The sequence below is a fragment of the Pseudomonas sp. M30-35 genome (genome assembly GCF_002163625.1).
Taxonomy (GTDB): domain Bacteria; phylum Pseudomonadota; class Gammaproteobacteria; order Pseudomonadales; family Pseudomonadaceae; genus Aquipseudomonas.
This window is the reverse complement of record NZ_CP020892.1, coordinates 2,531,740-2,545,454: the sequence shown is the minus strand read 5'-3', so window position 1 is coordinate 2,545,454 and position 13,715 is coordinate 2,531,740. Positions and strand designations below refer to the sequence as shown.

11 protein-coding genes and 1 pseudogene are annotated in these 13,715 nt (G+C 53.7%); 5 read left to right on the top strand and 7 right to left on the bottom strand.

What is annotated here, in order from left to right:
• Positions 1 to 10: 10 nt before the first annotated feature.
• From mexE to B9K09_RS11665, 5 genes and pseudogenes are all read right to left on the bottom strand, one after another.
• Positions 11 to 1,258: a multidrug efflux RND transporter periplasmic adaptor subunit MexE gene (gene mexE, locus B9K09_RS11685; RefSeq protein WP_087516961.1), complete on the bottom strand. Its 1,248-nt coding sequence runs from the start codon at positions 1,256 to 1,258 to the stop codon at positions 11 to 13.
• Between the two features lie 440 nt (positions 1,259 to 1,698).
• Positions 1,699 to 1,930 (bottom strand): annotated as a pseudogene (locus tag B9K09_RS11680) (SDR family NAD(P)-dependent oxidoreductase); the annotation flags it as partial.
• Complete coding sequence (locus B9K09_RS11675) at positions 1,900 to 2,778, bottom strand: oxaloacetate decarboxylase (RefSeq protein ID WP_087516960.1); 879 nt, start codon at positions 2,776 to 2,778, stop codon at positions 1,900 to 1,902. The gene B9K09_RS11675 and the pseudogene B9K09_RS11680, both read right to left, overlap by 31 nt.
• A gap of 121 nt (positions 2,779 to 2,899) precedes the next feature.
• Positions 2,900 to 4,207 carry a C4-dicarboxylate transporter DctA gene (dctA, locus tag B9K09_RS11670; protein ID WP_087516959.1) on the bottom strand — a complete coding sequence of 436 codons (1,308 nt, stop codon included), beginning with the start codon at positions 4,205 to 4,207 and terminating at the stop codon, positions 2,900 to 2,902.
• 102 nt (positions 4,208 to 4,309) lie between these two features.
• A complete protein-coding gene (locus tag B9K09_RS11665; RefSeq protein WP_087516958.1) occupies positions 4,310 to 5,479 on the bottom strand; it encodes a mandelate racemase/muconate lactonizing enzyme family protein in 1,170 nt (389 codons plus the stop codon).
• A gap of 99 nt (positions 5,480 to 5,578) precedes the next feature.
• Here B9K09_RS11665 and B9K09_RS11660 point away from each other — a divergent pair, with 99 nt between their 5' ends.
• Positions 5,579 to 6,472, top strand: a complete 894-nt coding sequence (locus B9K09_RS11660; RefSeq protein ID WP_087516957.1) for a LysR family transcriptional regulator — start codon at positions 5,579 to 5,581, stop codon at positions 6,470 to 6,472.
• A gap of 124 nt (positions 6,473 to 6,596) precedes the next feature.
• On the opposite strand, the gene B9K09_RS11655 is transcribed toward B9K09_RS11660, so the two are convergent.
• Positions 6,597 to 7,511 (bottom strand): LysR family transcriptional regulator, encoded by a 915-nt coding sequence (locus B9K09_RS11655; RefSeq protein ID WP_087516956.1) that lies wholly within the window; start codon positions 7,509 to 7,511, stop codon positions 6,597 to 6,599.
• A 372-nt stretch (positions 7,512 to 7,883) separates the two neighbouring features.
• On the opposite strand from B9K09_RS11655, the gene B9K09_RS11650 reads away from it, so the two are divergent.
• Positions 7,884 to 8,897 (top strand): zinc-dependent alcohol dehydrogenase family protein, encoded by a 1,014-nt coding sequence (locus B9K09_RS11650; protein ID WP_087516955.1) that lies wholly within the window; start codon positions 7,884 to 7,886, stop codon positions 8,895 to 8,897.
• Between the two features lie 333 nt (positions 8,898 to 9,230).
• On the opposite strand, the gene B9K09_RS11640 is transcribed toward B9K09_RS11650, so the two are convergent.
• Positions 9,231 to 10,157 carry a LysR family transcriptional regulator gene (locus tag B9K09_RS11640; protein WP_087516953.1) on the bottom strand — a complete coding sequence of 309 codons (927 nt, stop codon included), beginning with the start codon at positions 10,155 to 10,157 and terminating at the stop codon, positions 9,231 to 9,233.
• A 141-nt stretch (positions 10,158 to 10,298) separates the two neighbouring features.
• Between B9K09_RS11640 and B9K09_RS11635 the strand changes: the two genes are divergently transcribed.
• The 3 genes from B9K09_RS11635 to B9K09_RS11625 are packed head-to-tail and all read left to right on the top strand — an operon-like array spanning position 10,299 to position 13,687.
• Positions 10,299 to 11,126 carry a MaoC family dehydratase N-terminal domain-containing protein gene (locus B9K09_RS11635; protein ID WP_087516952.1) on the top strand — a complete coding sequence of 276 codons (828 nt, stop codon included), beginning with the start codon at positions 10,299 to 10,301 and terminating at the stop codon, positions 11,124 to 11,126.
• A 36-nt stretch (positions 11,127 to 11,162) separates the two neighbouring features.
• Positions 11,163 to 12,326 carry an acyl-CoA dehydrogenase family protein gene (locus B9K09_RS11630; protein WP_087516951.1) on the top strand — a complete coding sequence of 388 codons (1,164 nt, stop codon included), beginning with the start codon at positions 11,163 to 11,165 and terminating at the stop codon, positions 12,324 to 12,326.
• Positions 12,327 to 12,337: 11 nt separating this feature from the next.
• The gene (locus tag B9K09_RS11625; protein WP_087516950.1) at positions 12,338 to 13,687 is read left to right on the top strand and encodes an MmgE/PrpD family protein; all 1,350 of its coding nucleotides are present in this window, start codon (positions 12,338 to 12,340) and stop codon (positions 13,685 to 13,687) included.
• Positions 13,688 to 13,715 lie beyond the last annotated feature (28 nt).

The window sequence follows — 13,715 nt, the reverse complement described above, 5'->3', positions numbered from 1 at the left end:
ACTTTTAACCTTAGCCGCGAGGTGATGCGTTTGGCTGAGCAGGGCGTTCAGCAATGCCCACTGCGCTATCAACTGCTGAGTCAACCTCGTTACGGATGCGCGCAAGATTGGCCAGAGTTTGCTCGTCAGCCATGGCGACGGTTTGTGGGTCAACGGTTGAGCCTGGCATCGCATGCTGCAAGCCGTTGACGACGATTTTGTCGCCTTTTTCCAAACCGTTGCGGACAATGCGCAAACCTTCAACTTTTGGCCCCAGCTCAATGGCGCGATAGCTCACGCTGTTGTCATCGGCAAGCACCAGCACGAACTTCTTACCCAAGTCTGTGCCTACGGCAGCATCTTGAATCAGCTTGGCTGAATAGGTACCGCTGCCGACCAGCTTGAGTCGTACATACAGGCCTGGGGTGTATTCACCATTGCTGTTGTCAAACACTGCGCGGCCACGAATGGTGCCGGTTTGTGGATTGACCTGGTTGTCCAGGAAATCGAGCTTGCCCAGGTGCGGGTTGCCGGTTTCGTTGGACAGGCCCAAGTAAACCGGGCTGGCGTCACGAGTATTGCCCCCCGATTTCTTGGCTATTTCCACGTACTTTAAAAAGGCCTGCTCATCGGCATCGAAGTAGGCATAGACCTTATCGGTTGAAACAACCGATGTAAGCAGCGATTCACTGGCTGTAACCAGGTTGCCGGCGGTAATTTCTGCACGGCTGACGCGGCCATCGATCGGCGAAGTTACGCGGGTGAAACTGAGGTTTAGTCGCGCATTTTCAAGCTCTGCCTGAATGCCGGCTACTGTTGCTTGAGCCTCTTGAGCGCTGCTCGCGCGGGCGTCTGCCAACTCAGCTGATATGGCATTGCTTTTGCGCAGGCGTTCGCCACGCTGAGCTTCACTGCGAGTGCGCGAGTAAGCCGAACGGGCTTGGTTGAGTTGTGCTTCGAGGCGTTTAACTTCTGCGTTGAAAGGACGCGGGTCAATCTGGAACAGCAAGTCACCTTTCTTGACCAAGCTGCCTTCATCGAAAGCGACCTTGTCGATGAATCCAGATACCCGTGGACGAATTTCAACTGACTCAGGCGCCTCTAAGCGCCCAGTGAATTCATCCCATTCGTTGATCGGTTGTTCAATGACTTCAGCGACACTGACCTTCGCTGCATGTTGCTGTTGTGAGGTTTCCTCAGTCTTGCCGCAAGCACTGAGAACCACTGCCGCAAGTACTGCAAGTGGAAGGTGCCAGATCTTGTTGTTTGGCTGTTCCATGATTTTTCCCGCCCGTGGGTGTAATGAATGGGCGGAGTTTGAGTCGCAATGACTCGGCTATCGAATCGAACACCACGAAGTTAAGTATTATTGAAAATGATTATAGAGGTCTTATTATTGTAATGAGGCAATAGTAGTGCGCGAATTAAGCCATTCGAGAGGCTGCGCACACAGTTGGTGCGCATTTAGAGGCTGTCTGGGTCGCCCACAAACATTTGAATGGGTGAGCGCAGCAGCATATGCAGCTTGGCCTGCTCAAAGACCGTCGCCACGTGACAGCAGGCCAAAACGCTGTGATATGGAAGTGTTCTCGATTGAAGAAAAAAGAGCTTCGCAGACGAATCCAGACGCTGAGTTTGTTAATCGTATGTAATGTAGCCTTTGTATGTAAACAGCTGAGAATAGCGGCGTGATCAAGCAGCTTGGACTCTGTAGTTTTAAGTGAGCGATTGAACTGCCGCTTTGGTTGCGCTGTGGGTGGTGTGGCAGGCAGCGCTACGAATGTCAGAGCCGAGCTGACATTCACAATCGTCGCACTGGGCTGTATGAACAGGTGGGGAGTAAATGCATACACCATGCGAATAGTGCCAAGTAAGTTGATTGCCACGATATCTTCGGTGTGTTCAGGTTTTGCCGATCTGTCAGCTCCTCCCAGTGCGTGATGCCTGCGTTAAATAGGTCTTCGCCCACTCACGGTAATTATCCGAGAGCGTGTATTTCGATAGCAGCTCAGGGAGGGAAAGCTCGCTTCCCTCCATGCCGCTTTGTTCGCGTAGCGTCTCGTAGGTCGCTTTGATTGTGGACAAATACGGGGCATGTCCATTGACTACGACCCGCACATTGACCGCACTCAATTTTTCAACATCGCTCAGAGCAGGGTTTCCATAATTGATCAGCATGATCGGCACGCAAAGATGTGAGGTGAGTGCTTTTAAGTGTTGGCCGTCCTTTACTCCGGTGAGGCAAATCGCATCGGCCCCAGCTTTTTGATAGGCCGTGGTGCGTGCAATGGAATCTTCCAGCGTGGTAACCGCCACATTCGTTCGGGCGATGATGCTGAGAGCATCATCTGACCGGGCAAACCGCGCAGCGTAAATCTTGGCTGCAGCTTCTTCCCTTTCGATAAGCACGGGCGACTGCTCGTCGTACTTGGCCGGCAGGTGGGTGTCTTCCAGTGTTAGCGCGGCAACACCGGCTTTCTGCAGTTCTGTGACTGTTCGCATCACATTCAGCGCGTTTCCAAATCCATGGTCAGCGTCCGCAATGACCGGGATTTGGCTGGCCCGGCCGACTCTGGAGACCTGCTCGACATATTCATCAAGTGTGAGTAGTGCAATGTCCGGTGCTCCAAGCACTTGAAGCGAGGCAACGGAGCCACCCTGGATGGCAACCTCAAAGCCAAGGTCGGATGCCATACGAACCGAGATGGGATCGAATACGGAAGCGGCAAATTTACAGACGGTCCCTTGAAGTAAATCACCAAACGCCTTGCGCAATTCATGATGTGATCGCTCAATCATTTTTGGCTCCATAAAATTCTTTCAAGTAATTCGTTGTGCTCGTTCCGAGTTAGGCGAGACCTGGAAAGCACTACCGGTCATACACCGTTTAAGACGGGAAATGACCGGAGCGTTTTGCGAATTATTTCTGTGCCAGCAATGCTTTCCTTGCCGCTTTTTCATGTGTCATGTTGGCAATTTCACGCTCGCAGGCCTCGACATCGAACGAGTTGTCCCACTTGGCAATCGCCATGGTGCCGATGCCATTACCTATTAGGTTGGTCACGGCCCGCGCTTCGTTCAGGAACCGGTCAATGCCCAAGAGCAAAACGAGCCCTACCAGAGGAATGGAGTGGATGGTTGTCAGCGTTGCAGCCAGCGTTACAAACCCTGCACCCGCCACACCAGCCGAGCCTTTGGACGTCAGCAGGAATACGCCCAGCAGAATCATCTGATCCACAAAGGTCAGCGGTGTATTGGTGGCCTGGGCTATAAAGATCGCAGCCATGGTGAGATAGATGCAGGTGCCGTCCGCATTGAAGGTGTACCCCGTTGGCAGCACCATGCCCACTACCGATTTTTTGCAGCCAAGCTTTTCAAGCTTCACCATCATTCGCGGCAGTACGGCCTCTGTTGAACAGGTGCCAAGCGTGATGAGAATTTCATCCTTGAAGTAGCGGATAAACTGCATCAACGGCATACCCGACCATCTGGCGACCGTACCCAGCACCACCACGATAAAAAACAACGTTGTAATGTAGAGTGCGACGAGCAACTGGCCGAGCGATAGCAAGGTACCAATCCCGTACTTGCCGATGGTGAACGCCATACCGGCACCAGCACCAATCGGCGCCAAGCGCATGACCATTGCAACGATCTTGAACAGGCCTTGCAGGAACAGGTCAATGGTATTGATTAGCGGCTTGCTGGTTTCTCCCATTTGAACCAGTGCAACGCCCATCAAGACCGAAAGCAGAATGACCTGAAGCATGACACCATCCGAGAATGCACCCAGGAAGGTATGGGGGATGATATTTAGAAAGAAATCAATGGTGCCGCCTTGTTCACTGGCGGCTTGGCTGTATTTACTGATGGCACTTACATCAAGTGTGCTGGTGTTAATGTTCATCCCAACGCCAGGCTTGACGATGTTGACCACGATAAGGCCGACGACCAGGGCGATAGTAGAGAGAACCTCAAAGTAGATCAGCGCTTTTACGCCAATCCGCCCGACCTCTTTAATACTGCCCATCTTGGCGATACCGACAACGACAGTACCGAAAATAATTGGCGCCAAGAGCATTTTGATCAGTTTGATGAAGCCATCGGCAAAGGGTTGCAGCTTGGCTCCAATATCAGGAGTGAAGTAACCGATAGCGGCACCGATCACGATGCCGATCAATACCTGCACATACAACTGGCTGTACCAGCGGGACTTGGAAGTTTCCACGGAAGCACCTCATTTTATTTTTGTGATGGGCATGTGGCTTGGCGTCAGTTGGTGACGCCTGAGTCTGCGGCCTCTTTCAAAGAGGCCGCAGATAGAGGTTGATCAGCCTTCGCCCAACTCGCGCATGACTGCGTACAAAGCGGACTTGGCTTCGAAGCCAACACCTGGAATGTCCGGCAGCCCGACGTAGCCATTTTCGACTTGGATGCCGTCAGCGAAGCCGCCGAAAGGTTGGAATACATCTGGGTACGACTCATTACCGCCCAAGTGCAGACCCGCTGCGATGTTCAGAGACATCTGGTGGCCACCGTGCGGAACCACACGGCGGGAAGACCAACCCATATCCTCCATCACCTTCAAAGTGCGCATGTACTCCACGAGCCCGTAGGACAGAGCACAGTCAAACTGGAGGAAGTCGCGATCAGAGCGCATACCGCCGTGGCGCAGCAGGTTACGAGCATCCTGATGGGAGAACAGGTTTTCCCCCGTGGCCATTGGCAGTTCATAGTGATTGGCAAGCTCAGCCTGGAGTGCGTAGTCCAGCGGGTCGCCGACCTCTTCGTACCAGAAGAGGTTGTACTTCTTGATCGCTTCGGCGTAAGCAATACCTGTCTGAAGATCGAAACGACCGTTGGCATCGACCGCCAGTCGACGACCGTCCCCAACCACTTCAAGTACCGCTTCGATGCGGCGGATATCTTCGTCCAGTGGCACCGCTCCGATCTTCATTTTGACGACGTCGTAGCCGCGGTCGAGATAGCTCTGCATTTCTGCCTTGAGCTTTGTCTGATCTTTGCCTGGATAGTAGTAGCCGCCTGCTGCATAGACCCAGACCTTGTCATCTGCCACGCCGTTACGGTATCGGTCAGCCAGCAGGCGATATAAAGGTTTTCCTTCAATCTTGGCGACGGCATCCCATACAGCCATGTCGATGGTGCCAACTGCGACCGAGCGCTCGCCATGCCCCCCAGGCTTCTCATTGGTCATCAGAGTTTTCCAGATCGCGAACGGATCCAGGTTGTTGTTGTCATGGTCGACAAGAGTGTCTGGGTCAGCTTCTGTGATACGCGCCAGGAAACGATCACGCATCAGTGCACCCTGGCCATAGCGACCATTGGAATTGAAACCGTAGCCGATGACAGGTTTGCCATCGCGGATCACATCGGTGATGACAGCGACAACCGAGCAGGTCATTTTCGAAAAGTCGATGTAGGCATTAGCAATTGGAGAGGCAATAGAAACAGTTTTTTCACGAATATCTACGATGCGCATGACGGGTTCCTCTTGTTGTATGTAGCACCACGTTATGCTTTGCGATATCACCCGCCCAATGCTATTAATGCCGCACCCTATGCGCAGGAGGCATGGCCCTTGGAACTAGTTTGGCTTGAAGATCTTTCGGCGCTTGCGGAGTACGGCAGCTTTGTCCGTGCCGCCGAAGCACGCCATGTTACTCAGCCCGCATTCAGCCGCAGAGTTCGTTCGCTGGAAAATTGGATGGGGGTCGAGTTGTTTGTGCGCACCCACCAAGGAGCAACCCTTACCGAGGCAGGTAGGCAAATTTTACCCAGTGCTCAGGCAGTTGCCAGACATTTGTACCGGATGCGCAACGAGGCTCAAGAGGTCGCTGGGATGGCAGCCAAATCGCTGCAGTTCGCGGCAACTCACTCCCTGTCGTTTACATTTTTTCCCAAATGGCTTCGAAGCTCAGAAAACGGTGCTCCCATTGAGGCTGTACAGTTGCACTCAGATAGCATGGCTGTCTGTGAGCAGATGCTGATACATGGCCAGGTTCAGTTTCTGCTCTGCCACCGTCATCCCGACGTACCGCCTTTACTAGCCCCTGATCAGTTCATCAGCAAGAAGGTGGGGGAAGACCTTCTCGTTCCTCTTGCGAGTGCTTCTGCTAACTTCAGTACCTTGCCTGCGGCATTGCCATACCTCGCTTACACCCATGAGTCTGGACTGGGGCGTATCGTCGCCCACAGACTGCGCGGCAAGGAAGATTACCTTCACCTCAAACCACTTTTCAGCAGCCATCTTGCCGCGGTATTAATGTCTATGGCCCTGGAAAGCAAAGGAGTGGCGTGGTTACCCAAGAGCCTCACCGAGCAAGAAGTCCTGGAAGGGCGCTTAGTTAGAGCTCTCGACGAAAGCTGGGATATCCCCCTGGATATTCATCTGACCCGCCCCAAAGCAATTCTCAGTCAGTCTGCCGAAGAGTTCTGGAGCAGGGCAGGTAGTGACCCGCAGCCTTCCACATGACGCGTGGCACCGCTCGTTAGAACTACATGGCGGCGAGGCAGATAAGAGATGGTAGCCAGTGCTTCCTTGCACATTCAGGATGTGATTTCCTGGTGTCAGCGATTGAACGCTGGACCGGCTTGAATCAAAGGCTGTCTGGGTCGCCCACAAACATTTGAATCCGCGAGCGTAACCAGCGTTCAGCAGGATCATTGTCCTGTGCGCCGCGCCAAGCCATGTGTAATTCAAAGGTTTGGGTCTCCAGTGGCAGCGGTTCGGTGCGTAAACCGCCGGCCGCGGTCAAGGTGGCGGCTGTGTAGTCGGGCACACTGGCAACAATGTCAGTGCCACTTAGCAGCGGGCCGAGCGCATTGAACTGTGGAACGGCGAGCACGACTCGGCGTTTACGGCCCAGTTTTTCCAATTCTCCGTCAACGAAACCGCCAAGATCTCCAGCGAATGACACCAGAGCATGGGGTCTGGCGCAGTAATCATCGAGTGAAAGTGCGCCAGGCACGGTGTCTGCACGCAGCAGCATGGCCTTGCTGCGCCGCACCACTTTACGTTTGGCGTTGGCCGGTAACTCTTCAGTGTAGGCAACACCGACTGAGATTTCGCCCGATGACAATAGTCCGGGCATCAACAAATAGTTGGTCCGGCGGATCACCAACACAACGCCGGGGGCTTCTGCTCGCAAGCGCTTGATCAGCGGTGGCATCAGGCCAAACTCAACATCATCAGACAAGCCGATACGGAACACGGCGTTACTGGTCGCTGGGTTGAAATCAGCGGCGCGACTGACGGCTGTGGAAATTGAATCAAGCGCAGGCGACAGCAAGCCAAAGATTTCTTGCGCGCGTGCGGTCGGCTCCATGCTGCGGCCAGTACGCACAAAGAGGGGATCATCAAACAAACTGCGTAAACGGGAGAGGGCCGCACTGATCGCAGGTTGACCGAGAAATAGCTTCTCAGCTGCGCGAGTAACGCTGCGTTCGTGCATCAGCGTTTCAAAAACGATCAGAAGATTAAGGTCTACACGGCGAAGATCGTTACGGTTCATCTATCTTCCATTTCAAATAAGAATGCCCAAGGAACCACAGCAAAACTACTGCGCTAGGTATTACTGCGTTGAAAAGCTGCTCAAAATGCTCATTTAGGACAACTAAAGTCGAGCGCGACCTCGGTCGCTTTTTCGCACCTTTTCGCCTTGTACTCCCGTCGCTCGCTACCTTTTTCAGTGGTTCCTCAAGCTTCTGCACGCATCAGGCTAATGCGGATTATGCTGCCTTAGCAATACACTAGTGCACACTGTTAATATTGTAACCACGTATCATCATCGACAGGCATGGTGAATATTAGTACTGGCATGTGGTATTGCTTACAAAGGCCCGATAAAGTCTAAGTCTAAAGGGGTCAATCGAAGAGGTTTATGATGTCCCGTATCATCCGATTCCATCAGTTTGGCGAGGCAGACGTCCTCAAAATCGAAGAGCGCTCGCGCCCTGCGCCTGCCGCTGGCGAAGTGTTGATAGGCGTCGAATCTATCGGTGTAAGCTGGCAGGACGTGCTCTGGCGCCAGAATCTTGCAACGACACACGCTCAATTACCCGCTGGACTCGGTTATGAAGTCGCCGGAGTGATTTTAGCGGTAGGTGAGGGCGTTGACGACTTGGCTGTTGGCGATAAGGTCGCCAGCTTCCCTGCGCACAGCCCAAACGACTACCCGGCATACGCTGAAGAGGTGGTGTTACCGCGTACTTCAGTGGCGCGCTACGCGGACGTTTTGACGCCTGAGCAAGCCTGCGTTCACTTTTTGCCTTCCATGGTCGGTTGGTTCGGCATGGTCGAGCTGGCTCGGGTGAAAGCTGGTGAAACGGTGTTAATCACTGCGGCCAGCCGCTGCTGGGGCCCGTATGTCGTGCAGATGGCCAAGGCTTTAGGCGCGCATGTCATTGCCGCTACCGATACTGATGAGGATACCGAATTTCTGCGCGAACTCGGTGCCGACCACATCATCCTGACTGAAGAGCAAGACCTGGTCAGCCGGGCAAAGAAACTGACCAATGATCGTGGCGTTGATATTGTCATGGATACCTTGGGTGGCCCACAAATGTGCCTGCTTGGTGATGCACTGGCTCCGCGTGGTCGCCTGGTGTTGTACGGGCTGCAGGGCGGTAATGAGACGCCATTCCCAGCCTGCGCTGCATTCCAGAAAAATATTCAGTTCTTCGTGCATTGCATCGGCAACTTTACCGGCAAGAAAGAGCTGGATATCCCGCAGGATAAAGAAGCGGTTGCCCGGGCTGTAAAAGGCATCAATCAACTCACCGGCGATGGTTTGCTCAAGCCGCTGATTGATAAAAGCTTTGCCTTCGACAAAGTCGGCCAAGCTCATTTGTACATGGACGAATGCCCAAGCCGTGGCCGTGTAGTGATTAACGTCTAACACGCATCATGTACAGAAGCAGACTAAAACGCCCTGACTGGTTCAGGGCGTTTTGCTGTCTGTATAGCCAAGTTTACCAATCGACTAGCTGTTTGAGCATGATCATTAGCACGAGCACCAACACAGCAAGACCTATTCCAGCGGTCCACTGTGTTTCCGGTCTGTCCGCAAACCAGCTGCCCTTGGTTGGGTACCGACCTAGCGTGAATAGTTTTACCAGCGGCCAGCCGATTGGGAAGCTAATACAACGCAATAGCAATTCAGCAAATATGTAGGTCAGTAGATCGAGCACGCCGTTGCACCCTCAAGGTTCTTGTCAGTTGGGGCAGAGGTCTATTGTGGTTCAACGTCCTTTACGCTTTGTGACTCTGGAATTAGCGTGGGCATCAGTGTGGCAATCAATGCCCTGACGCTGCCGGGTAAGGCGTCTAGATCACGTACCAGAATGCTGCGCTCACGCACCGTCCACGGTTCATCAAGCTCGATAGTCGTAAGTTCCATCGTGCGACTGTGGCGGCTGGCTGCTGACTCGGGAATGATGCCGATGCCAACCCCTGCCTCAATCATGCGGCAGATGGCTTCAAAACTCGAAACCTGAATCCGAAGTGATAATTTTTTGCCGAGTTTCTCAACATGTTCGCGTAAGAAGCTCAGCAGCGTACTGCCTTCGTGCAGACCAATATGCTGATATTCAAGGGTATCGCGTAGGGTTACTCGCGGTTTATCAGCAAGCGGGTGATTTTTTGGCACCGCCAGCAACAAACGGTCGGTGCTGAAATGCAGCACTTGTAATCCGCTGACTTCTACGGGACCGGCGATGATCCCCATGTCAGTTGAGCCATCAAGTACACCGCGAACGATGTCTCGGCTTAAGCGCTCTTGCAGGTCGACACTGACTCCGGGGCGTTCAGCGAGAAACCCGGCAAGAATCTCTGGGAGGAATTCGGTTACCGCCGTGGTGTTGGCAAATATGCGGATATGACCCGCAGCATCCGCACCGTAATCCGCAAACTCACTTTTCAGGTAATCAACCTGGCGCATGATCAGCCGTGCATGGTGCAGCAAACGCTCACCTGCGCGGGTGAGTTCAACCCCGCGACTGTCCCGGTAGAGAAGGCGCGAATCGAGCTGCGCTTCGAGTGATTTGATGCGCGCGCTGGCAGCAGCAGGCGAAAGGAATGCACGCCGAGCCCCCTGAGTCAGGCTCGGCGACTCAGCAATATGAATAAACAAGCGCAGGTCGGGTAAATCGAAATGCATAGACAGTCTCTGCGTCATTGAATGAGGACATATTCAGCGTTCAGAATAACTGAACGCCGAGTTATGTAAATGCAAATTCACAGAACGCTGTGTCAGACGCATCCTAAGTGCAACTAAAAAAAGCACTGCTGGAAGTAACCCATGACTGACGCCGCATTATCTGCCTGGATTGGCCGTTCCGAAGAAGTCCACGATCAACTGAGTCGTAATCTGGTGATGCGCATTGCCGCAACGCTGGGTGAAGAAACCCCGGCCCACGGCGCTGCGCTGCCGCCACTGTGGCATTGGGCTTTCTTTCAGAATCCTGTGGCCGAGAGCGGTCTAGGTGAAGATGGCCATCCAGCACGCGGCGGTTTTTTACCGCCAGCCGATAACCGAAACCGCATGTGGGCTGGCGGCAAAATCGAGTTTATCCAAGCATTACGTGTGGGCGGCGACGCCAGCCGGGTTTCAACGATCACCCATATCGAAGAGAAACACGGCAGTACCGGCGCGCTGTTGTTCGTCACCGTGCAGCATGAGTACTTTCAGGATGGTGAACTGGCCATTCGTGAAGATCAAAACATTGTTTACCGCGAGCCCAGTCCGCCGAAAACCAGCAGCGGTCAAGCGCTGAGCGAAGGTGATTGGCATGAGTCGATAACGCCGACTTCAACCCTGTTGTTCCGCTACTCGGCAGTCACCTTTAACGGTCACCGTATTCACTATGACTGGCCATATGTGACTGACACCGAGGGTTATTCGGGGTTGGTGGTACACGGCCCGTTGATCGCCACGTTGAGCCTGCGCGCCTTTTGCCGAGCCAACCCACAAGCCCGTCTGCGCCAATTTTCTTACCGAGGCTTGCGTCCGTTGGTTGCACCGCAACCATTTGCGGTCGGCGGCAAAATTGAATCCAGCGGAACCGCTCAGTTGTGGGCCGGAAACGAAGCGGGTGCTGCTCAGCGCAGCGAAGTGAAATTTGACTGATACAGCCAAGCCTTTGGCTCAAACGAGATGCGAATTATGAATCCGAATAAGAATCCAGAACTGAATGCTATCCGTGAAGGCGTACGTGCGCTTTGCGCAGAATTTGACGCCGAGTACTGGCGCAAAATAGATGAAGACAAAGGCTTTCCAGAAGCCTTTGTTAAGGCGCTGACTGACGCCGGCTGGCTGTCAGCAATGATCCCCGAAGAGTACGGCGGCTCTGGTCTGGGGCTGGCTGAAGCTTCGGTCATCCTTGAAGAAGTGAACCGTTGTGGCGGCAATTCCGGCACGGTGCACGGGCAGATGTACAACATGTTTACCCTGTTGCGTCACGGCAGCGAAGCGCAGAAGCGCTACTACCTGCCAAAACTGGCAAGTGGCGAGCTGCGTCTGCAATCAATGGGCGTGACCGAGCCAACGACCGGTACTGACACCACCAAAATCAAAACCACTGCGGTCAAGCAGGGTGATAAGTATGTGATCAATGGTCAGAAAGTATGGATTTCACGGGTCCAGCATTCTGATCTGATGATTCTGCTGGCACGTACCACGCCGCTGGCCGAAGTGAAAAGAAAGTCCGAGGGAATGTCGATTTTCCTGGTCGATCTACGTGACGCAATCGGCAATGGCATGACCGTGCAACCCATTGCCAATATGGTCAACCATGAAACCAATGAGTTGTTTTTCGATAACCTCGAACTGCCTGCCGACAGCCTGATTGGCGAAGAAGGCAAGGGCTTCCGCTACATTCTTGATGGTTTGAACGCCGAGCGCACGCTGATTGCTGCCGAGTGTATTGGTGATGGTCGTTGGTTTATCGAGAAAGCCAGCCAATATGCCCGTGATCGTGAAGTGTTTGGACGCCCGATTGGCCAGAACCAAGGCGTGCAATTTCCTATTGCCGAAGCTCACATTGAAATCGAAGCGGCTGACCTGATGCGATGGCGCGCCTGTGATGAATATGACGCCGGTGAGAATGCCGGTGCTAGCGCCAATATGGCTAAGTATCTGGCAGCTAAAGCCTCATGGGAGGCGGCCAATGCTTGTATGCAAACCTTCGGCGGCTTCGGCTTCGCTTGTGAATACGACATTGAACGTAAGTTCCGAGAAACGCGTTTGTATCAGGTGGCACCAATATCGACCAACCTGATTCTGTCTTATGTCGCCGAGCATCTGCTCGACCTGCCACGTTCTTTCTAAGGTAGCAAACCATGACCCATACCGAACAGCTAGCCGCGTTTTTGGCTGATTTGCGTTATGAGCAGCTTGACCGGGTTGTGCTGGCCAGGACTGAGGACTTGTACCTCGACTGGCTTGGTTCTGCGCTCGCCAGCCATGATCGTCACCCGATCCCGTTGTTCGAGCGTTATGCGCAAGCCATGGGCCCGCAAACGGGTAAAGCGAAGATTCTGGTCAGTGGCAAAACTACTAGTCCTTACTTTGCTGCGCTGGTGAATGGCGCCTCATCGCACCTGGTCGAACAGGATGATTTGCACAATAGCTCAGTTTTACACCCCGCAACTGTGGTGTTCCCGGCTGCGTTGGCAGCTGCTCAGGACCTCGGTTGCAGCGGTCAGGATCTAATACTGGCGGCGGTTGTGGGATACGAAGCGGGGATTCGCATTGGTGAATTTCTCGGGCGCTCGCACTACACCATTTTTCACACCACAGCCACGGTCGGTACCTTGGCTGCTGCGGTCAGCGTTGGCAAGTTGCTGAAGTTTGATCGTGAGCAGTTCATCAATCTGCTTGGAACTGCTGGCACCCAGGCTGCAGGCTTGTGGGAGTTTTTACGCGACGCCGCTGACTCCAAGCAATTGCACACCGCCAAAGCCGCTGCTGATGGTCTGCTTGCGGCTTATCTAACGGCTGATGGTTTAAGCGGTGCGCGGAATATTCTTGAAGGTGATCAGGGTTTAGCGGCTGGCATGTCCAGTGATGCTGACCCGAGCAAGTTATCCGATCGGCTTGGCAGTCGTTGGGCGCTGTGTGAAACATCGTTCAAGTTCCATGCATCGTGCCGTCACACGCATCCAGCTGCAGATGCACTGCTTGCCTTGATGCAAGCTGAAGCGCTGAGTTTTGATCAGATTGAACAGGTCACCACTAAGGTCCATCAAGGGGCCATTGATGTGCTTGGCCGTGTCGATGTGCCGAGCAGCGTGCATCAGGCCAAATTCTCAATGGGCACAGTGCTGGGCTTGATTGCCGTGCATGGCAAGGCTGGGCTGCCGGAGTTTGAGCAATTTTCATTGCACGACCCGCGGGTTTCAAGTTTTCGGCAAAAGGTGCGGATGCAACTCGACGCAGAGGTTGACCAAGCGTATCCGCAGCGTTGGCTCGGCCGTGTTGAAGTGCTGACAGTTGATGGTCGCCATTTGCATAGTGCGATAGATGAACCTAAAGGCGACCCAGGCAACACCTTGTCGCGCGCGGAACTGGAAGACAAGTTCCGCCGGTTACTGGCATTCGCTGGACACAACGACACGAGCAAAACAGATGAGCTGATTGCGCAGGTCTGGAACTTACGCCAGTGCGCGTCAGTGCGCAGCTTGTGCTAATCGCGACCTCAAATTCTGTGCCGGTTTA